The organism is Halomonas sp. XH26 (genome assembly GCF_024138895.1).
In the GTDB taxonomy this organism is placed as follows: domain Bacteria; phylum Pseudomonadota; class Gammaproteobacteria; order Pseudomonadales; family Halomonadaceae; genus Vreelandella; species Vreelandella alkaliphila.
Genome location: NZ_CP071889.1, coordinates 515,955 through 539,706 on the forward strand (window position 1 = coordinate 515,955; position 23,752 = coordinate 539,706).

The following is a 23,752-nucleotide window of genomic DNA, read 5'->3' on the forward strand; positions in this document are numbered from 1 at the left end:
AAAAAATCAACTACCGATGACAGATAGTTGCAGTCATCGGCGCTGTCGCTTAGCTTTGCTGTAGGCGCTGTGATGATTAATACTTCTTCACAACACCCAGCGCGAGATTGCGCTACCTTTATCTTACCTGAACATGACATGGAGTTCGGCCATGAGCCTCAACGCCAATAGTGCCGACATTGCCTTCACCTTTAAAGGTGGCATGCTGCCAATGACCGTCATGGAATTGAGCAGTGCTGACCCGGAACATATACGAAGTCAGCTAGCTGGCAAGTTGTCGCAATCCCCCGCGTTCTTTCAGCATACACCGGTTGTGCTGAGCGTGGAAAAACTCGATGAACCTCACTTGGCGCTTGAGCGCATTTGCGCGGTATGTCGCGATCATAAATTACTGCCGGTCGCCGTACGTGGCGGAGCTGAGCCAGTACGTCAATCTGCCTGGGCATTAGGGCTAGGCTGGTTTGCCCCTGTTGAAGAAGGGCGGTCTAGGCTATTAGAGAGCGTTGATACTACTGCTACCCCTGATGACGCCATAGATGAGGTGGAAGCTGCCGACCAGGAAGTGGTTGCGGTAGCAACACGCTTATTTCGCGGTACGGTGCGCTCTGGCCAGCAGGTAAGCGCATCAGAAGGCGATCTAGTGGTGATTGGGGCAGTAAATGCGGGCGCTGAAGTCCTGGCGGCTGGTAGTATCCACGTCTACGGAGCGCTTCGCGGACGTGCCTTGGCGGGTATTCATGGCAATACCCAGGCGGGTATTTACTGTCGAGAATTGGAAGCAGAGCTTCTTTCTGTGGCAGGCAATTACAAACGGTTAGAAGATATTGATTCACAGTTGCTTGGCCGTGCTGCAGAGGTGCATTTCGCTAAAGAGCAGCTGGAAATTAAGCCGCTGGGTTAATTCAAACGCATGAGCGTGTGTTGGTGCTTAATGCCTAGCGACGTCGCAAGCGCTATACGTTACAGTATGTCATGTTGTTGACATTGATGTTCCCGTTATGCGCAGTGCGATCCTTTAAACGCGCTCGCGATGAACGACTTCAAGAAGGAAGTAACTCTTGGCCAAAATTATTGTAGTGACCTCCGGTAAAGGGGGGGTTGGTAAGACCACCAGCGCTGCCGCTATTTCAACAGGACTTGCCCTGCGCGGTAAAAAAACAGTCGTCATTGATTTCGATGTTGGTCTACGTAACCTCGACCTAATCATGGGCTGTGAGCGCCGCGTTGTTTATGACTTGGTAAACGTTATCCAAGGGGAAGCAGGGCTTAACCAAGCGCTGATTCGCGATAAACGCGTTGAAAACTTGTTTATTCTTCCAGCCTCTCAAACGCGTGATAAAGATGCACTGACGCAGGAAGGCGTAGAGCGAATCCTTGAGCAGCTCAAACAAGATTTTGATTTTATCTTGTGTGACTCCCCCGCAGGTATTGAGAGGGGGGCTCAACTCGCTATGTACTTCGCTGACGAGGCGATTGTTGTCACGAATCCTGAAGTTTCCTCAGTGCGTGACTCTGATCGCATTTTGGGATTGCTTGGTTCCAAGACGCGGCGCGCTGAACAAAGCTTAGACCCTGTTAAAGAGCATCTGCTGATTACGCGCTATAACCCTTCTCGCGTAACGTCTGGGGACATGCTGACCCTTGATGATATTCGTGAAATCTTGTCTATCGATCTGCTTGGCTTAATCCCTGAATCCGAAGCGGTATTACGTGCATCGAACCAGGGTGTTCCCGTTACTCACGATGCGGCGAGCGATGCAGGTCAGGCGTATTCAGATACTGTATCGCGCCTATTAGGTGAAGATATGCCTCTGCGCTTTCATGAAGTACAGCGTAAGGGATTGTTGAACCGTATGTTCGGGGGTGGTCGGCGATGAAATTGCTGGAGTTCTTGAAGCGTGAGCGCAAGAAATCCGCCTCGGTGGCTAAGGAGCGTTTGCAAATTATCGTGGCGCATCAGCGCGGCCAGCGCGGTCAGCCAGATTATATGCCGCTGCTCGAGCGCGAGCTGTTGGAAGTCATTCGTCGTTATGTACAGGTCGATGATGATGCCATTCAAATTTCACTTGATAGCGAAGACAATTGCTCAGTGTTGGAGCTCAACGTTACGCTACCGAAAGGTTGACGTTTGCATATGGAAGCAGCATAGCCAGTCGTTAAGCATGGCTATTCGCTAAGAGGGGCGGCGAGAGGCGTTGCGGTTATGCTAGGCTTGGGCTTTTGTACCCGCTTCGGCAAGTGGTTCGTTGGCTTGTAGGCGGGAAGCTATGCTCAAGGAGATTTCATCAATGGCGCCACCTAATGCTGCCCCTGCCAGTTTTCTCTGGCATGACTATGAGACATTTGGTGCTGATCCGCGTCGCGATCGGCCCGCTCAGTTTGCCGCATTACGCACTGACGCCGAGCTTAATGAAATCGGTGAGCCGATAGAGCTCTACTGCAAACCTGCTGATGACTACCTGCCTCACCCTGCTGCTTGCCTCATTACCGGTATTACACCGCAAAAAGCGCAGCGGAAAGGCTTGCCTGAGGGGGAGTTTGCCCGCCAGGTCCAAGGCTTTATGAGTGAGCCAGGCACTTGCGTGGTGGGCTATAACAGCCTTCGCTTTGATGATGAAATCTCCCGCCACTTGTTTTATCGCAACCTGCTTGACCCTTATTCCCGCGAATGGCAAAACGGCAATTCCCGTTGGGACTTGATTGATGTGGTGCGCGCGTTTTACGCCTTGCGCCCCGACGGCATTGAGTGGCCGCAGCGGGAAGATGGTGCGCCTAGCTTCAAACTTGAGCACTTAACGGCGGCCAATGGCATTGCCCATGAAGGTGCTCATGATGCGGTGGCTGATGTACGTGCCACCATTGCGCTGGCGCGTCTGCTAAAAGCCCGAAACCCAAAATTATTCGACTATTTACTGGGCATGCGTGGCAAGCGTGCAGTGGCCAAGCAGTTAGACTTGCCTAGCGCTAAACCGCTTTTGCATATTTCCCGTCGTTACCCTGCCAGCCGTGGCTGTAGTGCATTAGTCATGCCACTGGCCGAGCATCCGACGAATCCTAATGGCGTTATTGTTTACGATTTAAGCGTTGATCCTAGTGATTTGCTGACCATGAGTGCCGAGCAAATCAGAGAACGTGTGTTCGTAAGCCAGCAGGACCTTTCCGAGGGGGAAGTGCGTATACCGCTGAAAGTGATCCACATTAATCGCTGCCCAGTCATCTTTCCAGCGACGGTGTTAAAAGATGTGGATGGCCCCCATAAAGGTGAATACGGCACGATCATTGAACGGTTAACGATTGATATTGATGCCTGTCGCGGCCATTGGAAAACGTTGCGAGAGGCTAGCGGTGTGGCGCAAAAAGTAGCTGAGGTATTTAACGCAGCCTACGAAGATGTGCCTCAAGACCCTGACTTAATGCTCTATTCCGGCAGCTTTTTCTCTGCGGCTGATCGCCAGCAAATGGAGCGAGCATTGGCAATGGATCCCTGGGATTTAGTCGGCCAGCGCTTTGCCTTTCAAGATCCTCGCCTGGAGGAAATGTTGTTTCGCTACCGTGCGCGTAGTTATCCAGACACGCTGGAGGGCGAAGAGCGCGAGCAGTGGGATGCGTTTCGCTGGATGCGTATCAATGATCCGGCCTTGTCGGGTTTTACGCTGAAAGCCTTTGCGCGAGAGATAGAGCGTTATAACCAGCAGATCCTATCGGATCGCGAGCGCCAAGTGCTGGAAGAGTTGGTGATGTACGTTGAGTCGATGATGCCAGCTCAGGCGTTTGATGCCTGAGCTGGTGAGTCTAGCTAATTCGTTTCGCAAATTAGCACTTAGCGTGCGTCGGTAAACGGCACGCGTGCTTCTCGGTAGGGGGCGATATCACTTGGTGAGTCGCCAGGGTTGTAGCGAATGTCTAACTGGTGCGATTGAAGCGTCGGCCACAGTGCCTGCAGTTCTTGTACGCTAACATCCAACGCTAGTGTGGCGAGTTGTTCACGGCGATCAAAGTGCACGTCCTCCAGTGCTGTGGCTTGCCAGTAGCGGTTTGCCATGCCCTGTAGGCTCGTGTCTCGCTGGGTCAAGCGAGAATGAACGGCTTGACGATGCGGCGCTAGCTCCTCCTCGGTTAACGTATTCAGGCGCTCGCCCGCTGCCGCCATAAAGGCGTCCATGCGCTCGGCGATCATGCTGCTCTCAACATCCGGCGACTGAACCACCAAGGCAATCCCCGGCGCTTCTAGCAGCGGGGAGTAACCTGCATTAACGATGTAGCCAAGCTGCTCCTCGGTACGTAGTTGCTGATAAAAGGGCGTATCCAACCATTGCGCCAATACGCTGAGGCGCGCCTGCTCTTCAGTGGATTTGTCGCGACCCTGTAAATAACGCAACACAAGCGACTCTTCGCGGGTACTGTGCGGGTGAAGCACCTCAGGCTGATTGCTCACCTGTAGCGCTTCAAGCTCGGGGATATCCTCACGAGTGAGACGCGGTGATAACGCTCCGCGTATTACACTGGCCTGCTCACGAGCCAGCTCTTTATCCAAATTGCCAACGGCCATTGCATCGATGTAAAGCGCGTCTAAAAACCGTTTGCGGAAGTTTTCTAAGTGGTGACGCTCTAACCGCTGGCTGGCGTCAAATAACTCAGCCGTTGACCATTGGGGTGTCAGAAGCGCTTCGCCCAGTGCACGGCTTGCCTGGCCATAAAGCGATGCTTGGGGGGCGTTGCGCCACTCGCGCTGGAGTTGATAGCGCACACGTTCAAAGGCGCTGGGGGAAATGTCGGCGCGCTTAAGCTGTTCAATCGCCTGCTCTATCAGAGGCGTTTGTCCATCGCGCCAGCCTGAAAACGACAGCGTCATACCACGTCCGTGAGCATAAGCGCTGAACGACTGACCAGCCAGCCAGGCTGGATATAACGACTCGTTTAGGCTGTCATTTAGCCAACTCGCTAAGAGGCGTGTGAGTACCGCTTCTTCCGGCGAATAGCTGGCGCTGGGGTGCTGGAGGCTTACCCGCCACTCAACGCTTGGCGTGCTAAAGCGGCTGTCTTGCATGTGCCATGCGGTAAATGAAGGCGCATCAATTAACACCTCTGGGCGCTCATCTTGCCCCGCTTTGAGAGTAAGGTCGCTGGCGATAAAGGGGTTGGGCTCAGGTAGCGCTAGGCCGCCTAGTGCTTGACCTGGCTGAGCGGGTGGTTGCTCTTTCCACTGGGTGTTGAACCAGGGTGAGACGGTGTCGCTTTCTACGTCCGGTGCAGAGTAGAAGCGCAGCATGTTATCTGGGGTTAGTGCGTCGAGATACAGCTGCTGCCGCTCACTATCCATGCCATCCATCCGGTAAGGCGCATACTGCACATCATCTACCGGATAACGAGAAAGGCTCATGGCTAAGCGGGTAGCTTCCTGCTGCGGTGCGCCATGTTGCTGAAAACGGAACGCCTGTTCATTCAGGTTTTTTTGTTCCTCGTAGCGCCACTCAGCTAACCCTTCCTCGCGCATCTGCTCAATGGCAGCAAATAGAGTGGCCTCAATATCGTCCAGCCGCTCTGCTCCGGCTGGCGTTAAGCTAATCGAGATGGTAAACAGCGCCTCATTGCCGTCTCCTCGGCCTACGCCGGCTGAAAGTGCATCCGCAAGACCCGCTTTGCGTAGCGCTGCCAGCAAGCTGCCGTCGCCTTCATCGCCAATTAGGTGAGAGATCAGTTGGGTCGGCTTCGTACGGTATTCATCGGTGGGATCGGGAATCGGAAAGTAGAAACGTAGTTGACGGCGATCCTGTAATGACTGGCGCTCAATGTAGCGGGGCAGCGTGTCTGGATCGATCAGTGGCGCGCCTATGGTCGGAACGCTTAGGCCATTATCTGGAAGGGGGGCAAAGCGTTCTACTACCAGTGCTTCAAGGGTATCAAGCGGCTGGGGGGCAACAATGGCCAAGTTCATGACGTTGGCATCATAGTAGCGATGATAAAAATCAATCACCCGCTCGCGAAGAGTAGCTTCACCCTCGGGTGGGTTAGCGAGGGTGTCACGGCTACCTACTGCAAAGCCCGTCGTGGGGTTGCCTGGATTTAGTAGCTGATTCAATACATCGTTTTCACGGCGGGATTCATCACGAATGCGTGCCATGTACTCAGAGTGAACAATATTCCGTTCGCTTTCTAAATGATCGGCGTTAAATAGCGGTGAAAGGAAGAATTCGCTAAAGCGGTCCAGCGCGCCTGGCAAGGCCGAAGGCTCAATATCAAAAAAATAGTTGGTGTCTTGTTGGGCGGTAAAGGCGTTGTGGGAGCCCGCATTATCAGAAATGTAGCGCTGATAGGCATCAGACTGAGGGTACGGTTCGGTACCTAAAAACAGCATATGCTCTAAAAAGTGGGCTAGCCCCTGCAGGTCGTCAGGGTCTTGAGCACTGCCTACACGAACATTCATTGAGGCGGCGGCTTTATCGGCCTCTGGGTCGCTAACAAGCAGCGCCTGAAGACCGTTTTCCAGCGTCAGTACGCGGTAATCGCGCTCGTCAAATGGGCTGACGATAGGCGTGATGGCGTCCTTTACAGGGGTGTCTTGAGCGAAGGCGAAAAAAGGAGTGCACCAAGCGACGCCAATCACGACGCCGATGACGGCCTGCCGTGCAGCGTAACGGTTAGGCAGAGGTTCATTAGATCGTAACATTACGGTTCCTATGGCACAGCCCAGCGCAGCATCGGCCCCACCGGGTGGGCGCAGGACGATGACTGATAGGCAGGATTGTTAACATGTTTTGATACCGGAAAAGCGCCCAACAGTTCCAATGGCGCAGGTATTAATAGCGCATTGAGTGCTTCAAGGTCGGTCGTCGGGTCCAGCCAGCGCGTTAACGCTTCTGGAGGGATGACAACAGGTAATCGGTCAGTCAGTGAAGAAAGGCAGGCGTTGGCAGGTACGCTGATCAGCGCCGTCGAGTCAGTAAATGCGGTGAGCGTTGTGTGGTAACGGCACCATAAAGCACCCAGTAACAGTGGCCCTCGGTTAACGTGGGTAACGAGATAGGGTTGCTTGCTGTGTGCTTGTATCTTCCAGATGTAAAACCCACTGACTGGAATGACACAGCGGCGAGCACTAAACGCCTCGTTAAACATGGCGCGCTGATTAAGCGTTTCTGCTCTAGCGCAATGGGGCGCGTGATCGAGTACCTTCAGCCAAGGAGGCGTTAGTCCCCAAAATAATGGCTGAAGCCGCAAGCGTCCCTGTTCAAGGCGTATTGCCGATACAGGCTGTCTGGGCGCTAAGTTAGGCGATTCGATAAGTGGTTCAGAATCAGTCAGCGAGGGCACAAGGCGTGATAGCGTGAGGCGCTGCACGTGAAGGCGTCCCGTCATGCCTGTCTCCTTATGCGAAATGGGGGGTAGTGAGCGTGCAAAATGGCGGGGTAGCGCAACAATAGGTTAAATGTCGTGTTTTAGTGTCGAAAACAGTGTTCGATGTAAGGTATCCTAGCGTATCCCTTGCTCACGCTAAAGCGCGATGAGGCATTCTTCCTGTTTGCCGTTGACCTTAAGAGATCGCCATGGCCCGTCCTAGACAGCATGCGCCCGATGCCCTCCACGCGCAGGTCATGCACGCTTGTGATGAGTGGTTGGCTAAGCAGCCAGTCCATGGTTTGTCACTGCGTGCCCTGGCCAGAGAAGTGGGCTGCGCGCCAAGTACGCTGCTTAAATTATATGGCAGCTTTAATAACTTATTGCAGCACGTCAACGTTGAAACGTTGGCACGCTTACAGCATACCATTACTAGCCTGGCAGAAGATGATCCTGAGCCATGGCTGCGCTCGCTAGCGCTCGCTTATTGGCGCTTCGCTGAGCAAGGCTGCTACCGCTGGCAGCTGCTATTTGATTATCCACTGGCCCAAGAAGGCGAGCTGGATCAGCGCCAGAGTGACCTTATTGAAGCGCTGTTCACTCAGGTGGAAACGTCGTTGAAACGGTATCAGCCAGCATTGGATGATCTTGAAGCGCGACGCCTTGGGCGCACTCTCTGGGGGAGCGTACACGGCTTGGTGCAGCTTGGATTAAACGAGCGCTTAGGCTATTGGCAAGGTCAGCAGTTGAAGGTGGATGAGCTGCTGGATCAGCTAATGAGCACGGTGCTGGCTGGCCTGCGCCACCGGGAGGCGGCGACGTGACGTGGTGGTTGAAAATGGTGCGTTGCGCGTTGCGTCGCGTCATTTATGTCGTTATGCGAGTGTGTTATCGGTTCTCTGTGCATGGCCAAGAGAACGTACCTAAGCGCGGCGCTGCCCTGGTAGTCTGTAACCACGTCAGCTTTATGGATGCGTTGGTGTTAGGCGGCGGTAGCCCCAGGCCGCTGCGGTTTGTGATGGATCAGCCCATCTTTGAATCTCGCTGGCTAAAGTGGTGGTTCCAGCTTGTGGGCGCGATTCCGATTGAATCAGAGCGGCATAGCCCTGGTGCATTGCGTCGAACGCTGGATGAGGTGAGCCACGCGCTTCGCGAAGGTGATGTCGTAATGGTGTTTCCTGAAGGGCGTATCACCCCAGATGGCGATATCCACGCCTTTAGGCGCGGGCTCGAAACCATTCTTGCCCGCGATAATGTGCCCGTCATTCCGGCTGGCTTGGCAGGGCTGTGGGGGTCTTGGACATCACACTACGGTGGCAAGGCACTTAAAAAATGGCCGTCACGTTTTCGTGCGCCGGTCAGTTTACACTTCGGGCCGCCGGTATTGGTTCATGAGGTAGAGGATATTGCCTTGCGTCGCTATTTGGAGGCCCGCGTGAGGGCGCTGAAGGCGGCGGGTGATAGCGAAATCACCCGCCGTTAGGTTGGTTAGACGGTCAGTCGCTACGTTCGGCGTGCAAGGCGCAACTTTTGCCAGCAGCGTGCTGAAGTGATCAGGTTGTCACGGATTTCTAAAATTTCCATCCGCGTATTACCAATCTGCAAGCAGGCAGGCCCTTCCGGAAACGCCTCAAGGTGCTCAAGGATTAAGCCATTCAGGGTTTTAGGGCCGTCAGTGGGCAATTGCCAGCCAAGCATTTTGTTAATTTCACGAATATTGGCAGTGCCCTCAATGACATGGCTGCCATCATCTTGCTGATGAATTTCATCATCTTCTGAGACGTCGGTGGTGAATTCCCCGACAATCTCCTCAAGAATATCTTCTAAGGTTACCAAGCCTTCCACATCGCCGTACTCATCCACCACAATACCAATACGCCGCTTCTGCTTTTGGAAGTTCAGCAGTTGTGTATGTAACGGTGTGGATTCGGGAATGAAATACGGCTCCCGTGCTTCTTGAACAATCGCTGCTTTGGTGACTTCGCTACGCGATAAAAAGCGCGCTGCATTGCGTAGATGCAGCATACCAATAATATTGTTGATATCGCCTTTATAGACCGGTAGACGGGTATGTTGGCTGGTGCGGATCTGGGTCAGAATATCTTCCAGCGTGTCGTCAAGGTCGATGCCAAGAACTTCGTGTCGCGGCACCATGATGTCGTTAACCGTGACATTCTCAAGATCAAGAATCGACAGCAGCATAGCGCGGTGTCGGTAGGGAATTAGCGTGCCTGCTTCGTGAACTACAGTGCGCAGTTCATCGCGGGTTAAACTGTCGCCGCCGTTCTCAACACTTTTAACGCCCATTAGGCGTAATAGGCCATTTGAGATGACGTTGACTAGCCATACCAGTGGGTAAAGTAGTTTGAGCAGTGGCTCCAGGCCCAGGGAAGTAGGGTAAGCGATCCGCTCAGGCTTGATGGCTGCGTAGGTTTTCGGTGTTACTTCGGCAAAAATAAGGATTGTAATCGTCAGTAGCGCCGTTGAAATAGCTGGGCCAGAGACGTCACCAAAGAAGTGAATGGCAATGATGGTAGCAATCGAGGCGGCTAAGTTATTGACGAAGTTATTGCCAATTAAAATAACGCCAATCAGTCGATCGGGGCGCGTTAATAAACGCATGACACGCTTTGCGCGGCGATCACCGCTGTTAGCTTGATGGCTTAGTCGATAGCGGTTTATCGACATCATGCCTGTTTCAGAGCTGGAGAAAAAGGCAGACAGCAATATCAAAATGGCTAGCAGGCCGAACAGTAACCCCAGGGGGAAGTCGTCGCTCAAGTCGAAAGTTCCTTTATGGCGTATTAGGCTCGATTTTTAGAAGTATGGAAGTGGCCTGTCAAGGCCACTGTTATCAACGCCAAATTAAATCAGTGCTGATAATGCGGTGAGTATAGGTTTAGCGATTGAGCAAGATTTCCAGGACAAACTTGCTGCCAAAGTAAGCCAGCAGTAGCAGTATGCACCCGCCAAGCGTCCAGCGCACAGCGCGCATGCCACGCCAGCCAAAACGATATCGACCCACTAAAAGTGTGGTGAAAATAATCCACGCCCCCAGCGAAAGTACCGTTTTATGCACCAAATGCTGCGCGAACATATTGTCGAGAAAGATCAGCCCGCTGATGATCGAAAGTGTCAGCAATATAATGCCCGACCATACCAGTTCAAACAGCACTCTTTCCATGGTGGTGAGTGGTGGTAGTGATTGCACAATGCCACGAATATGGTGATGGCGCAGTGCTTGGTTCTGCAGGCCGACCAGCACCGCTTGAATCGCGGCAATTGCCAAGACGGCAAACGCCAGCGCAGAGCTGACGGCATGCAGTAAAATGCCGAGCGTTAAGCCGCTTTGGCTCCCCTGGCTCGGTAACCAAGTGGCAAAAATAAGCGCGATACCCGCGAGAGGGAATAGCACGATGCCAGCGTTGAGCACCGGCTTAAACAGGCTGGCGACGAGCACAACGTTGACGGCCACGGCCATCAGAAGCGTTGCGCTGGTTGTGAACCCGGGCAGTAGACCTGGGGCTGAGCTAACAAGCTCCACGACCACTGGGATATGCAGTAAAAGCCCAAGCGCACCAAGTAGACGCACCATGCCCTGGCGTGGTGGCACGCGACGAAATAAAGTCATGCCCTGCCAGATGGCAGCGGCGACATAAAGTATAAAAGCGATCGTGGCGAAAGGGAGCGCCTGCATGATGCTATCCGTGCGCCTTGCAGCGCGTTGTTGAATCCAGTGTCATTTAATCAACGCTGTGAAAGTCAGCGGTGCTAAATCGTTCAAGCTAGAACAGTCTGCCTACTATAACCAATCATAGCGGCGTCGCACAGCCATCGATAACCAATGTTGACGACCATGGAGACTCGCGCGGCGAGCGCGTATAATCGATCCTACATTCGTCCGGTGTGACCGCCCGGCGACAACGACGGAGGCAGAGGCCCCATGTTTCAGAATCTGAGTGAGCGTCTTTCCCAGACGTTGAAGTCGATCAAAGGCCAAGCGCGGCTAACTGACGACAATATCAAAGACACCCTGCGCGAAGTGCGTAAAGCACTGTTAGAGGCAGATGTCGCCTTGCCGGTGGTGAAGGCATTTATTGAGCGTGTTCGTGAGCGTGCTGTTGGCCAAGAAGTCTCAAAGAGCCTCTCGCCAGGCCAGCAATTCGTTAAAATCGTCCAGCAAGAGCTGGAAGCGATTATGGGCGAAGCCAATGAAGGCTTATCCCTAAAAGGCTCACCTGCGGTCGTGTTGATGGCAGGCCTGCAAGGGGCGGGTAAAACCACCTCTGTTGCTAAACTGGCGCGTTATCTGCGTGAACGCGAAAAGAAAAAAGTGCTGGTGGTCTCCGCCGACGTTTATCGTCCAGCGGCGATTGATCAGCTAGAGACGCTGGCAAAAGAAGTTCAGGTGGATTTCTTTCCGTCTCGTTCAGATCAGAAGCCAGTGGATATTGCCACAGCGGCAATCAAACACGCCAAAATTCAATTCCATGATGTCGTATTAGTCGATACCGCCGGGCGGCTGGCCATCGATGAAGCGATGATGGCCGAAATCCAGGCGCTGCATAAAGCAATTTCACCGGAAGAAACGCTGTTTGTGGTCGATGCCATGACCGGCCAGGATGCGGTGAATACGGCGAAAGCATTTCACGATGCACTGCCGCTTACAGGGGTGATTCTCACCAAGGCTGACGGTGATGCCCGTGGTGGTGCAGCTCTTTCGGTACGCCATATCACTGGTAAGCCCATTAAGTTTATGGGGGTTGGTGAGAAAGTAGATGCCCTAGAGCCTTTCCATCCGGACCGTGTGGCATCACGGATTCTGGGTATGGGCGATATGCTGTCGCTGATCGAAGAAGCCGAGCGCACGGTGGATAAAGACAAAGCCGCTAAGCTGGCCAGTAAGGTCAAGAAGGGTGACGGTTTTGACCTGGAAGATTTCCGCGATCAGTTACAGCAGCTCAAGAAAATGGGCGGCATGGGTGGCCTACTTGGCAAGCTGCCCGGCATGGGGCAAATGGCTGAAATGGCACAAGGCCCTGGTCCGGAGAAAGAGCTTGGCAAGCTGGAGGCATTGATTAACTCAATGACCCCTAAAGAGCGCCGCAAGCCCGATATCATCAATGGTTCGCGCAAACGCCGTATTGCAGCGGGTGCTGGCCTGCAAGTACCTGACCTGAATCGCCTGCTAAAACAGCATAAGCAGATGCAGAAAATGATGAAAAAAGCAGGCAAAAAAGGCGGGATGCAGAAAATGATGCGCGGCATGTCAGGCATGATGGGCGGCGGCGGGCCGGGTGGTCCTGGCGGCGCCGGTGGCATGGGCGGTATGGGTGGCCCCGGCGGTCTTCCCTGGCGTTAAGCCATTGTTAGCAACCTTGTAACGTGCTTGGCAAGGTTGACGGCTTAAGAGTTTTCTGGCTGTCAGGCTTTCCAAGCAGAGCGCATTTGCGTAGAATGCGGCCTCTTCATGCGTGGGTGTTGGCAAAAATGCGCGAGCATCGCCTTACCATCTGCCAGTGAAGAACCTGATGGTACGCAGCAAATCACTGATTTTAGTCTGCAGTGCCGAGAAAATAGTATGACGAGTGTTCTGTTAGCGATCTGCGCTATTGCACACTCTCGTAACCTCAACCGAAGGATAGTTATCGTATGGTTACCATTCGTTTGGCACGTGGTGGCGCCAAAAAGCGTCCCTTTTATCACCTGACTGTTACTGATTCACGCAACGCCCGTGACGGCCGTTTCATCGAGCGTATCGGCTTCTTCAACCCGGTTGCCCGTGGTCAAGAAGAGCGTCTGCGCGTTGATCTTGAGCGTGTTACTCACTGGCAGAGCCAAGGCGCCCAGTTGTCTGGTCGTGTTGCTGAGCTGGTTAAAGAAGCGCGTAAACAGGCTTAAGCCGGTTAATACGTGACTGTCAGTAAGTGATAGTAGGTGATGTTGTCGTTGTAATTTGTTGGAGCGGTCGTCGATGACGCGTTTTGAAACTAGCCATACAGACGACGCACATGTGGTGCTTGGTAAGCTAACTAGCCCTCACGGGATTAAAGGTTGGCTTAAGGTCTACTCCTATACCAATCCCATAGACAGCATCATGGAATACCCAGAATGGTGGGTGCGCCAAGGGGAATCCCTTACGCGCATGACCGTGATTCAGGGACGTCGGCAAGGCAAGGGTCTTGTGGTGCAGCTAAAAGGTGTTGATGACCGAACGGCAGCCGAAGCGCTGGCGCAAACGGACATTCTGATGCCGAAAGAGGCACTGCCTACGCTTTCCGATGATGAGTATTACTGGCATGAGCTTGAAGGCTTAACTGTCTTCACTCAGTCAGGCGAGCGGTTAGGGCAGGTCAGTTACCTGTTTGAAACCGGCGCAAACGATGTCATGGTGGTGCGCGGTGATAACGACGCAATTGATAAGCGTGAGCGGCTGCTACCTTTCTTACCCGATGATGTAATTGTTGAAATCAGCCTCGAAGATGGCCGTATGGTCGTGAATTGGGATCCTGAGTTTTGAAAACAGGTTTGAGTAAGCAGTTGTCGAGCAAGCTCACAGTAACTGATTCAACTGTTACTGCAGCAAACGGTGAAGAAAGCAGCTTAATGGATGCTCCCGCGATGTGGATTGGCGTGGTATCGCTGTTTCCAGAAATGTTCGATGCGATTACCCAACAAGGTGTGGTTGGTCGAGCGGTAGAGAAACAGCGTATTGCCCTGGAGTTTTGGAATCCGCGCGATTACGCCACCGACCGCCACCGCAGCGTGGACGATCGCCCTTACGGCGGCGGCCCCGGTATGCTGATGAAGGTAGACACCCTGCGTGCTGCTATCTTTGATGCTCGGCAACGAGCAGAGCAAGCCACGGGACAATCGCCCACCGTGATCTATCTCTCGCCCCAAGGGCGTAAGTTGGATCAGCAGGGTGTTCAAGCGCTCGCCTCAGCAGGCCCTCTCGTAGTGGTCGCTGGGCGCTATGAAGGCATTGATGAGCGCGTGGTGGAAAGTGACATTGATGAAGAATGGTCAATTGGTGACTATGTGCTGAGCGGTGGTGAGTTGCCAGCAATGGTGCTAATTGACGCGGCGGCACGGCTGGTACCCGGTGTGTTGGGTCACCAGGATTCCGCTATCGAAGACTCGTTCAATGATGGCTTGTTAGACTGTCCGCACTATACCCGTCCTGAGGCGGTTGACGGGCGACAAGTGCCTGATGTGCTGTTAAGCGGTAATCATGCGGCCATCAAGCGCTGGCGGTTAAAACAGTCGTTAGGCCGTACATGGCAGCGCCGTCCTGATTTATTAGCAGGGCGTACGCTTGATGCCGAGCAACAGCGGCTTCTAGACGAGTTTATCGAGGAACACGCTCTGTCAACTAAGTGATTGTTCTTCAATTGCATAGAACCGAGCGGCGGTGCAGGGCAAATTAGGCAGATAGTCTGTGAGACAGTTAGTCTACGAGACTTAGCCTACGCACCTGCGTCACCCATAACGACTCCCGCGTAGCTCGCTTCGAGCGCCGGGATCACGGTTTGCCCCTTCCACAACTGCGTGGCAAGCCATTACGTTATTTAGGAGTATGAAAATGAGCAGCAAGAACAAGGTGATCCAGGCGATCGAATCCGAGCAAATGGGCAAAGAGATTCCGGCCTTTGCACCGGGCGACACCATCGTCGTTCAGGTTAAAGTAAAGGAAGGTACTCGTGAGCGTCTGCAGGCGTTTGAAGGTGTGGTCATCGGTAAGCGTAACCGTGGCCTGAACTCCGCTTTCACCGTACGTAAAATTTCTCACGGTGTTGGTGTTGAGCGTACTTTCCAGACCTACAGCCCGTTGGTTGACTCTATTGAAGTCAAGCGTCGCGGTGACGTTCGTCAAGCCAAGCTGTATTACCTGCGCGAGCGCAGCGGCAAGTCGGCGCGTATCAAGGAAAAGCTGGCTTAACTGCCACTTTTTCACGGGCGCACGCTGTTTTTGACATGCGTCGCGCTCGGATACCAAGACCCCGTCACCGCTTTGCGGGGCGGGGTTTTTGTTTGTGTGGTACCACCGTCAAGAGGCCGTTAGCCTATGAGCGTGATAGATGCCTATCTAGATGCCTTATGGTTAGAGCAAGGGGCAAGCGACCATACGTTAGCGGCCTATCGGCATGACTTAACTGCTTGGCAACAGCAGCTCGAAAGTGCGGGAGAAACACTGTTAACTCCTTCATCAGAGCGTTTTAGCGAGTGGTTGGAAGTACGTCGAGAACAGGGCTATCAACTACGCAGTAATGCACGGCTACTCTCGTCGCTGCGCAGTTTTTACCGTTGGGCACGGCTTTATGGGCATATCGCCAGCGACCCATTGGCCAATGTGTCGCTGCCGCGGGTACGCCCTAGCTTGCCGAATACCCTGGAAGAGGAAGAGGTTGAGCGTCTGTTGCTCGCCCCTGATATCAGCACCTCGCTTGGAGTTCGCGACCGCACCATGCTTGAGCTGTTGTATGCCTGCGGGCTACGCGTGTCGGAGCTGGTTGGATTGACTGGCGATGCGGTCAATCTTCGCCAAGGGGTTGTTCGCGTAAGAGGCAAGGGCGATAAAGATCGGCTGGTGCCAATGGGTGAAGAGGCTGCCGAGTGGATAGGGCATTATGTGAAGACGGCTCGGCCTGCGCTGATGCAAGATCCTACACGGCCCGCGCTGTTTCCTGGGCGAGCAGATAAAGCCATGACGCGGCAAACGTTTTGGCACCGCATTAAAGCCCACGCTATCACTGCGGGTATTACTCGGCCCTTGTCGCCTCACACGTTACGCCACGCATTTGCGACTCATTTATTGAATCATGGTGCTAATTTGCGGGTCGTACAGCTGTTGTTAGGTCATAGCGACCTATCTACAACGCAAATTTATACGCATGTTGCCCAGGCGCGCCTGGAGCAATTGCATGCCGAACACCATCCGCGAGGTTGAAGATACAATGCATCAACGTATGTCTTTAGTTGCTAAATCCTGTGTTCCCTGGCTGGCGCTTGCGGGGTGTTTACTGCCTGCTGTTGCCAGTGCTGACTCCGTTTCCGAGTATCTGACGGAGAACTTGCAAGTTAACGGCCAGTCAATGCCGGTGGAGCAGGTAAACGCAACGCCAATGGACGGGGTGTACCACGTTGTTCTGGAAAGTGGTGAATCTTTTTACTCCAATGCCGATGGTAGCCACTTTTTGGTAGGGGACCTCTATCAAAACGCGGATAATGGTTTGGTTAACTTAACCGAGCAGGCGCGTAACCAAGAAAGGGCTACAGTGCTTGCTGCCATTCCAGCGAGCGAGCGAGTCGTTTTTCAAGGTGTGGGTGAGCCGAAAGCTACGGTAATTGTGTTTACGGATCCTACCTGCCCATACTGCGAGCGGCTACATGAAACGGTGCCTGAGCTTAACGAGCGCGGCATTGCAGTGCACTATATGGCCTTTCCACGCGCAGGCATGGGCAGTGGTGCTGCGACGACGCTTGAGCAAGTGTGGTGTTCGGATAACCGTAGCGAGGCCATGACTCAAGCTAAACAAGGCCAAACGCTTGCTGCATCGGCAAACTGCGATAACCCCGTTGCCGATCAGTACGAATTAGGTAAGGCTGTGGGCGTGCAGGGTACTCCTGCGATTGTGTTGCCCGACGGGAAAATGGTGCCAGGGTTTGTACCCCCCGACCGGCTCGTTAGCATGTTAGGCTTGGAAGACGAATAACGTCACGTGCAGTGACGAACGATAGCGCTGAGACACTGATTTAAGAGGCGGCACCTATGGGTGCCCATCACGAAAGGGGAAGTATTTTGAAACCGGTAAGAGTAGGCATTTGTGGGTTAGGTACAGTCGGTGGCGGTACATTTAACGTCTTAACACGTAACGCTGATGACATTAGCCGTCGTGCTGGCCGCCCGATTGTGATTGAGCAGGTTGCCCACCGCAGTATTCACCCTGACTGTGATATTACCGGCATTAATGCGACTTCTGACGTGTTTGAGGTGGCTAATAACCCTAACGTGGATGTGCTGGTAGAGCTGATTGGTGGCTACGATATCGCCCGCGAGCTGGTGCTAACGGCGATTGAAAACGGCAAACACGTTGTGACTGCCAACAAGGCATTGATTGCTGTTCACGGTAATGAAATTTTCCGCGCCGCGCATAAGAAAGGCGTCATTGTTGCCTTTGAGGCGGCTGTGGCGGGCGGTATTCCGGTCATCAAATCGCTACGCGAAGGCCTTGGTGCTAACCGTATCGAGTGGGTAGCGGGCATCATAAACGGCACCGGTAACTACATTCTCACCCATATGCGTGATGAAGGTCGCGCGTTTGAAGACGTGTTGGCCGAAGCCCAAGCGCTAGGTTACGCGGAGTCTGACCCCACTTTCGACGTGGAAGGTATCGACGCTGCCCATAAATTGACCATCCTGGCGTCAATTGCCTATGGCGTGCCGCTGCAGTTTGATAAAGCCTTCACCGAAGGTATTTCTCGCATTACTGCAGAAGACGTCGAGCAGGCCGATAACCTGGGTTACGTGATTAAGCATCTGGGCATCTCTAAACGGACTGATCAAGGGCTAGAGCTCCGAGTTCACCCGACGTTGATTCCTAAAGAGCGCCTGCTGGCGAATGTGCACGGCGTTAAAAATGCGATTGCTGTGATGGGCGATGCGGTTGGTCCAACACTTTACTACGGCGCTGGCGCCGGTGCTGAGCCGACAGCGTCTGCCGTCGTAGCCGACCTGCTGGATGTTGCCCGTGATATCGCCACGGATCACCACTACCGGGTGCCTTACCTAGCGTTTAGCGGCATCGACGATGATGCCAGTCAACTGCCTATTATGCCGATGGAAGATATTACCACAGCGTATTATCTGCGTCTGTTGGCGGTGGATCGCCCGGGTGTGTTGGCGCGTGTTGCCACCATTCTGGCCGAGCAGGGCATCTCTATTGAAGCGCTGATCCAGAAAGAGGCTACTGAAGGTGAGTTGGTGCCAATCATTTTGCTGACGCATCGCACAAAAGAGAAACAGATGAACGATGCTATCCGTGAAATCGAGTCCATGGCGGATATTGCTGGGCCGGTTACCCGTATTCGCGTTGAAAGTCTGAGCGAAGGGGAGTAACTCATGCGTTATATCAGCACGCGTGGCCAAGCGCCCGCGCTCTCCTTTGAAGAGGTTGTGCTAACCGGAATGGCCAGCGACGGTGGACTTTATGTGCCGGAAACGCTGCCCGAGTTTTCTAAGGAAGAGCTGGCCAGCATGGCTGGCCTTTCCTACGCCGAGATTGCTTTTCGGGTCATGAAGCCGTTTGTAAATGGTGAAATTGACGACGATACCTTCCGTCGCTTGGTGACAGAAGCTTACGCCACGTTCAATCATGACGCCGTTGTGCCGTTAAAGCAGTTGAATGCCAATCACTTTCTGCTAGAGCAGTTCCATGGCCCAACGCTGGCGTTTAAAGATGTCGCGCTGCAGCTGCTAGGGCGGCTACTGGATCATTTCCTGAAAAAGCGTGGTGAACGTGCCGTCATTATGGGCGCGACCTCTGGGGATACCGGTTCCGCGGCTATTGAAGGCTGTCGCCACTGCGATAACCTCGATATTTTTATTCTCCACCCGCATAACCGCGTGTCTGAAGTGCAGCGCCGCCAGATGACGTCGGTGCTCGCCAACAACGTCTTCAATATTGCTATCGAAGGCAATTTTGATGATGCCCAGGCAATGGTTAAGGCGAGCTTTGCTAATCAGGATTTCCTGAATGGCACGCGCTTAGTGGCGGTGAACTCGATCAACTGGGCGCGCATTATGGCGCAGATCGTGTACTACATCGCCGCTGGTGTTGCATTGGGCGCGCCTCAGCGAGAAGTGAGCTTCTGCGTTCCGTCGGCTAACTTCGGTAACGTCTTCGCAGGCTACATGGCGTTTAAGATGGGGCTGCCGGTGAAGCAGTTCATTATTGCCACTAATGCCAACGACATTCTGCATCGCACGCTTGCCGCCAATGATTTCTCCAAGAAAGAGTTGGCAGCGACCCTCGCGCCGTCAATGGACATCGTTGTTTCGTCAAACTTTGAGCGTTTGCTGTTTGATGCATACGACCGCGATGGTGCCGCTGTGGCAGCGCTACTAGAACGCTTCCAGCAAGAGCCTACGGCGCTTGCCGATGCACCGCTGGCCAAGCTGCGCGAAAAATTCGCCAGCCATAGCGTTGATGATGCGACCATTCTGGAAGTCATTCGTGAAGCCCATCACCGTACTGGGGAGATCCTTGACCCCCATACGGCCACTGGCTATCGCGCTGCAGAGCGCGCACGAGTGGATACCACGACGCCGGTGATTACGCTTGCTACCGCGCATCCGGCGAAATTCGCTGAAGCCGTGGTCAAGGCAGGTTTCCAGGGTGTGCCGTTGCCCACTCATATGGATGATTTGCTTGAGCGCGAAGAGCGTTACACGGTGCTGCCCGCTGAGCTGAGCGCCGTGCAGCAGTTTGTCGCTGACAATCGGCGCTGAGGCGTCATGGCCGACGAACCCGCACTTACGCAGCAGAACGCCAATCAGCCACGCTTAGAGCCTCGTCCACTGGACGAGGCTATCTATGTGCGTGCCCAAGCGGAAGGCTTAAGCGAGCTACAAGCACGGCTATTGGCCTCACGATTGCCGGGCTATAAGGGCGAGCTCGCACCCCTGGTGGCGCCGAGCTTGCGCTACTTGGCGCATCCAGAAAAGCTAGCCGATGGCCGCCGTGCCGCTGAACGTATTGCCCAGGCAGTGGCAGAAGGGGAGTCCATCGGCATTCTCACCGACTACGATGTGGACGGCATCACCTCCCATGTGGTGATTCGGCGTACGTTGGTGGAGCTGTTTGGCGTATCTGAACACAAGTTACATAGTTTGATTGGCCACCGTATCCACGATGGCTATGGCATTAGCCTGCCGCTGGTGGAGCGCACACTTGGTTTAAAACCGCTGCCCTCGCTGGTGATTACCGCTGACTGCGGTAGCTCAGATGAGCCGCGAATTGCACGCTTGAAAGCCGCTGGTATTGATGTGGTGGTCAGCGACCACCACGCGCTGCCGTTGGAAGGCCCACCGCCTTCTGCCTATGCCTGCGTTAACCCGACACGCAGTGATTGTGACTATCCCGATAAAACGATCGCTGGGTGTATGGTGGCATGGCTTTTGATGTCGCTTGCCCGCGGCGTATTGATTGAATGGGGGGCATTGCCTGATGCGACACCTAAGCTATCACCGTGGCTTTCTTACGTCGCGCTGGGCACCGTAGCGGACTGTGTTTCGCTGGGCGGTAGTCCGGCCAACCGCGCAGTGGTTAACTACGGATTAACGCTGATCAACCGTATGGACGCTGCCTGTTGGCGCGCCATGGCGGCGCGGCTTGGGGCAGATAGTGTGCCATTTAACGCCGAAACGCTGGCGTTCCAAATGGGGCCACGAATTAATGCTCGCTCACGGCTGGATGACCCCTATGCGGCGTTACACTTTATGCTCGCAGAAAGCGACAGTGTCGCCAATCGTCAGCTAGAGGTGCTTGATCAAGACAACCAGTCTCGCAAGGCGATTGAAGCGGATATGGCGGAGGAGGCTCGTGCGCTTGCCGTTTCGTCGCTGGAGGCTAATGAGCCTGCGGTGGTGGTACTGCTGGAAGATGGCCACCCTGGCGTGCAAGGTATTGTCGCTTCGCGGTTAGTGCAGGCCTATGGCCGCCCCGCGTTGGTGCTGACCCGCGCGGCGGCGCCCAATATGTTGACTGGTTCTGGTCGCTCGATTGATGGCCTGCACCTACGGGATGCGCTGCAACGCACCTTTGAGCTAGCCCCTGAGTCGCTACCGCGCTTTGGCGGCCATAGTGGGGCGGCGGGTGTCGGCGTACCAAGAGAACAGTTAGCGGCCTTTAAAGCTGCTTTTTTACAGGCCGTTGGTGAGCAACTAGGCGATACACCGCTTTATCCGCGGCTATGGACAGATGGCGAGCTCTCTACGTCGCAGCTATCTCTGTTAACGCTAAGCGAAGTTGAAGCGCTTGGCCCTTACGGGCGTGAGTTTGACCCGCCACTATTTGAAGGGCGCTTTATTGTTGAAGCACTACGCCCAGTAGGTGCTGAAGGTTCTCACCTGATGATGGAACTTTCCATGGGCGCGGTGACTAGCAAAGCGATTTGGTTCCGGGCGTTAACGCCAGGGGAGCTCCCCTCATTTAGCGTGGGCGACACGCTGCACTGCGCCTATAAGCTCAATCGCAACCGCTGGCGAGGACGAGAGTCATTGCAGTTGATGGTAGAACACGCCAGCCCTGTCTAATCCTCTTTGCTATTCGCGGATTTTAGTCAGTGGACAACATCGTTTGATGGTTGAATAAGACAGGAAACTTGGTATGTCAGACTCGCTTAGTGGTAGCCATGTGGCTGCCAGACCGTCACGTATCCTGTTTTTCCCTCTAGGGTGGGTGCTTGCGCATACAGTGCGTTGTATCGAGATAGCCAACGTACTGCGCCAACGTGGGCACGAAGTGATTTTCGCGGGTGATGATCCTAACCATCCCAGCTCTCGCTTGAGCCTTGTTCAGGAAGCAGGGTTCCCTCTTATCTATGCTCGAGAGCCGAATCTTCCCGATATATGGATACGCTTCCAACGTCTTGGCTGGAAAGCCTCCTTTTGGGATATGGTGCACCTACGCTATTGGGCGCCTCTAACCAAGATTATTGAGTCCCAGTTGCAGGCTATCGAACAGGTCAAACCTGATTTAGTGGTGGGTGATGCCACGGTAAGTGCCAGTACTGCCGCGTACATTGCCGGCGTCCCGTGTGCTGGCATCATGAATGGCTATGCCGCAAGACTGTTAACGCCGCCAACACCTACTTACTACGCTGCTAAAGGCTTAGACCGCTATTTACTGTCTGGTATCCGACGGCGACTTTATCAGAAGTATCAGCGGCCAGACCGAAATGCCTTTGACATGCTCTATCACATGCCAATGATTTCGCCTGATTTACCAGGGCTCTACAGCTTGCCTAAACGGTTTCGCGATTATCATATGGTAGGGCCGATCTCCCCAGATCTAACGGCCCCGTTACCTGAATGGTTTGATGAGCTCCAAGATGGCACGCCCAATATTTATATCACCATGGGGTCAACAGGGTTGTTAGAGCATTTCCTGCGCAGCACGTATCCCACGTTGGGAGCGCTGCCTTACCGTTTTATGGTGACCACCGGTGGTCAGGTAAGCGAAGAGGTGATGAACGCTGCCCCGAATAATTTTCGTTTTACGCGCTATGCGCCTGGCTCACAGCTCTTGGCGCATGCCCGAGCAATGCTATATCACGGTGGCAATGGCAGTATGTATCAGTCATTAGCGGCGGGTGTGCCAATGCTGGCGCTGCCTGCCCACTATGAGCAGCGTCTCAATGCTCAAATTGGCGTGCGCCAAAAATTCGGCTTGCAGATGTCAGTGCGTAGAATTAACCCCAATAAATTGGTGCGACAGCTAGAGCGACTAATGCATGAGCCCGTATTTCGTCAATCTGCCCAGCGTTTTTCAAGCGCCGTGCAGAAAGCAAATGGGGCAGCCAATGCAGCCAATATACTAGAGAGTGCGCTGGGGCGCTGATGAAATAAGAGCCATTGAGCGTCGGAAATACGTTCTCCCTCCCCGGTGATTCTCTGTAAAGACACTGACGTTGCAGAGTCTCTTGGAAGAAGTGCTCGAATAATTCTACAAAAGGACATCCTCATGCGGGACGATCTGCCTAAAGATCCGCATAAATACTATGAAGATATGATGGCCATGGTACTTGGCACGCTGTTTGTTGCTTTAGGTGTGGCATTTTATACCCATTCGGTATTGATCACTGGCAGCACCGCTGGGCTGGCATTACTGCTGAATTACGTGACTGGGTGGGGATTTGGCTTCTGGTTTTTTGCCATCAATGTACCATTTTACTATTTGGCCATTAAGCGCATGGGGTGGAGTTTTACGCTGCGCACGTTTGCCGCTATCGGTCTCGTGTCGTTGTTTTCTGAACTCACCCAAGGTTGGGTACAGTTCGCCAATGTTCCGTCGCTGTACGCTGCGTTGATGGGAGGCGCTTTAATGGGCATAGGCATGTTGATGTTGTTCCGGCATCGAACCAGCCTTGGGGGAATTAATATTCTCGCGCTCTATCTGCAAGAAAAGCATGGCCTGCGGGCAGGCTATGTGCAACTGGGGATCGACGGGCTAATTTTGCTGGTGGCACTGACCCAGCTACCGCTAGACCGCGTGGGTTACTCCGTGTTGGGGGCACTGACGCTGAATTTGATTATTGCCTTGAATCACAAACCAGGGCGGTATATCGGTGTTAGTTAAATAGAACTAACGAGACAGGTCGCTAGAGATTTCTTATCAAGCAGGGTAATTAACCGTCG

22 protein-coding genes are annotated in these 23,752 nt (G+C 53.8%); 18 read left to right on the forward strand and 4 right to left on the reverse strand.

Features of this window, described 5'->3' with window-relative positions; all coding sequences use genetic code 11:
• Positions 1–151 precede the first annotated feature (151 nt).
• From minC to sbcB, 4 genes are all read left to right on the forward strand, one after another.
• Positions 152–901, forward strand: coding sequence for a septum site-determining protein MinC (gene minC / locus J4377_RS02420; protein WP_038480943.1), 750 nt, complete (start codon positions 152–154; stop codon positions 899–901).
• A gap of 157 nt (positions 902–1,058) precedes the next feature.
• A complete protein-coding gene (gene minD / locus J4377_RS02425) occupies positions 1,059–1,877 on the forward strand; it encodes a septum site-determining protein MinD (RefSeq protein WP_009724070.1) in 819 nt (272 codons plus the stop codon).
• A complete protein-coding gene (gene minE / locus J4377_RS02430; protein ID WP_038480946.1) occupies positions 1,874–2,125 on the forward strand; it encodes a cell division topological specificity factor MinE in 252 nt (83 codons plus the stop codon). Before minD ends, minE begins: the two co-directional genes overlap by 4 nt.
• A gap of 163 nt (positions 2,126–2,288) precedes the next feature.
• Positions 2,289–3,782: an exodeoxyribonuclease I gene (gene sbcB / locus J4377_RS02435; protein ID WP_095602807.1), complete on the forward strand. Its 1,494-nt coding sequence runs from the start codon at positions 2,289–2,291 to the stop codon at positions 3,780–3,782.
• 38 nt (positions 3,783–3,820) lie between these two features.
• On the opposite strand, the gene J4377_RS02440 is transcribed toward sbcB, so the two are convergent.
• Together J4377_RS02440 and J4377_RS02445 are read right to left on the reverse strand one after the other, a co-directional pair.
• On the reverse strand, positions 3,821–6,667 hold the full coding sequence (locus J4377_RS02440; protein ID WP_231658290.1) for an insulinase family protein: 2,847 nt from the start codon (positions 6,665–6,667) through the stop codon (positions 3,821–3,823).
• An 8-nt stretch (positions 6,668–6,675) separates the two neighbouring features.
• Positions 6,676–7,353: an SOS response-associated peptidase gene (locus J4377_RS02445; protein WP_038480955.1), complete on the reverse strand. Its 678-nt coding sequence runs from the start codon at positions 7,351–7,353 to the stop codon at positions 6,676–6,678.
• Between the two features lie 188 nt (positions 7,354–7,541).
• Here J4377_RS02445 and J4377_RS02450 point away from each other — a divergent pair, with 188 nt between their 5' ends.
• Both J4377_RS02450 and J4377_RS02455 read left to right on the forward strand, forming a co-directional pair.
• Positions 7,542–8,156, forward strand: coding sequence for a TetR/AcrR family transcriptional regulator (locus tag J4377_RS02450; protein ID WP_038480958.1), 615 nt, complete (start codon positions 7,542–7,544; stop codon positions 8,154–8,156).
• 14 nt (positions 8,157–8,170) lie between these two features.
• Positions 8,171–8,815, forward strand: a complete 645-nt coding sequence (locus J4377_RS02455) for a 1-acyl-sn-glycerol-3-phosphate acyltransferase (RefSeq protein ID WP_232482760.1) — start codon at positions 8,171–8,173, stop codon at positions 8,813–8,815.
• Between the two features lie 20 nt (positions 8,816–8,835).
• Here the strand turns inward: J4377_RS02455 and J4377_RS02460 are convergent, their stop codons facing one another.
• A complete protein-coding gene (locus J4377_RS02460; protein ID WP_038480964.1) occupies positions 8,836–10,113 on the reverse strand; it encodes an HlyC/CorC family transporter in 1,278 nt (425 codons plus the stop codon).
• Between the two features lie 118 nt (positions 10,114–10,231).
• A complete protein-coding gene (locus J4377_RS02465; RefSeq protein ID WP_038480965.1) occupies positions 10,232–11,029 on the reverse strand; it encodes an inner membrane protein YpjD in 798 nt (265 codons plus the stop codon).
• Between the two features lie 246 nt (positions 11,030–11,275).
• Between J4377_RS02465 and ffh the strand changes: the two genes are divergently transcribed.
• From ffh to J4377_RS02525, 12 genes are all read left to right on the forward strand, one after another.
• Positions 11,276–12,694 (forward strand): signal recognition particle protein, encoded by a 1,419-nt coding sequence (gene ffh, locus J4377_RS02470; RefSeq protein WP_009724080.1) that lies wholly within the window; start codon positions 11,276–11,278, stop codon positions 12,692–12,694.
• Between the two features lie 290 nt (positions 12,695–12,984).
• Positions 12,985–13,233, forward strand: coding sequence for a 30S ribosomal protein S16 (rpsP, locus tag J4377_RS02475; protein WP_009724081.1), 249 nt, complete (start codon positions 12,985–12,987; stop codon positions 13,231–13,233).
• 73 nt (positions 13,234–13,306) lie between these two features.
• Positions 13,307–13,852: a ribosome maturation factor RimM gene (rimM, locus tag J4377_RS02480; protein ID WP_038480970.1), complete on the forward strand. Its 546-nt coding sequence runs from the start codon at positions 13,307–13,309 to the stop codon at positions 13,850–13,852.
• A 101-nt stretch (positions 13,853–13,953) separates the two neighbouring features.
• Complete coding sequence (gene trmD / locus J4377_RS02485; protein WP_253488098.1) at positions 13,954–14,715, forward strand: tRNA (guanosine(37)-N1)-methyltransferase TrmD; 762 nt, start codon at positions 13,954–13,956, stop codon at positions 14,713–14,715.
• A gap of 202 nt (positions 14,716–14,917) precedes the next feature.
• Entirely contained in the window at positions 14,918–15,274 is a 357-nt protein-coding gene (rplS, locus tag J4377_RS02490; protein WP_009724084.1) for a 50S ribosomal protein L19, read from the forward strand.
• 126 nt (positions 15,275–15,400) lie between these two features.
• On the forward strand, positions 15,401–16,282 hold the full coding sequence (gene xerD, locus J4377_RS02495) for a site-specific tyrosine recombinase XerD (RefSeq protein WP_038480973.1): 882 nt from the start codon (positions 15,401–15,403) through the stop codon (positions 16,280–16,282).
• On the forward strand, positions 16,257–17,048 hold the full coding sequence (locus tag J4377_RS02500; RefSeq protein WP_038480976.1) for a DsbC family protein: 792 nt from the start codon (positions 16,257–16,259) through the stop codon (positions 17,046–17,048). Before xerD ends, J4377_RS02500 begins: the two co-directional genes overlap by 26 nt.
• 86 nt (positions 17,049–17,134) lie before the next feature.
• Complete coding sequence (locus J4377_RS02505; protein WP_038486493.1) at positions 17,135–18,451, forward strand: homoserine dehydrogenase; 1,317 nt, start codon at positions 17,135–17,137, stop codon at positions 18,449–18,451.
• A gap of 3 nt (positions 18,452–18,454) precedes the next feature.
• Positions 18,455–19,843, forward strand: a complete 1,389-nt coding sequence (gene thrC / locus J4377_RS02510) for a threonine synthase (RefSeq protein ID WP_038480979.1) — start codon at positions 18,455–18,457, stop codon at positions 19,841–19,843.
• A gap of 6 nt (positions 19,844–19,849) precedes the next feature.
• Complete coding sequence (locus J4377_RS02515) at positions 19,850–21,649, forward strand: DHH family phosphoesterase (RefSeq protein WP_120385827.1); 1,800 nt, start codon at positions 19,850–19,852, stop codon at positions 21,647–21,649.
• Positions 21,650–21,722: 73 nt separating this feature from the next.
• Positions 21,723–22,955 (forward strand): glycosyltransferase, encoded by a 1,233-nt coding sequence (locus J4377_RS02520; protein ID WP_253486527.1) that lies wholly within the window; start codon positions 21,723–21,725, stop codon positions 22,953–22,955.
• A 123-nt stretch (positions 22,956–23,078) separates the two neighbouring features.
• Positions 23,079–23,693 carry a YitT family protein gene (locus J4377_RS02525; RefSeq protein WP_038480987.1) on the forward strand — a complete coding sequence of 205 codons (615 nt, stop codon included), beginning with the start codon at positions 23,079–23,081 and terminating at the stop codon, positions 23,691–23,693.
• The last annotated feature ends 59 nt before the right edge of the window (positions 23,694–23,752 follow it).